The organism is Brachyspira pilosicoli (assembly GCF_019402445.1).
In the GTDB taxonomy this organism is placed as follows: domain Bacteria; phylum Spirochaetota; class Brachyspiria; order Brachyspirales; family Brachyspiraceae; genus Brachyspira; species Brachyspira pilosicoli_B.
The window spans coordinates 1-247 of record NZ_SRZM01000289.1; the positions used below are offsets into that span (position 1 = coordinate 1).

General features: G+C 25.1%; 1 protein-coding gene. It reads right to left on the reverse strand.

Annotated features, from left to right (window positions below):
• The coding region (locus E6A48_RS09275) for a tetratricopeptide repeat protein (protein WP_219709939.1) at positions 1–247 on the reverse strand (247 nt) is incomplete at both ends.

Sequence of the window (247 nt, forward strand, 5' to 3'; positions counted from 1 at the left end):
TTATACTTTGTTTTGAATCAGCTCTATTTTTATAAAAAGATGCATCATTTGGTTTTAATTCTATAGCCTTATTATAATCTAATATTGCCTCATCATATTTACCTTGAGAGTATTTAGAAAAACCTCTATTATTATATGCTTCTGAATAATTTGGATTTAACTCTATAGCTTTATTATAATCTAATATTGATTCATCATATTTACCTTGGGAATGCTCAGAAAAACCTCTATTATTATATGCTTCTGA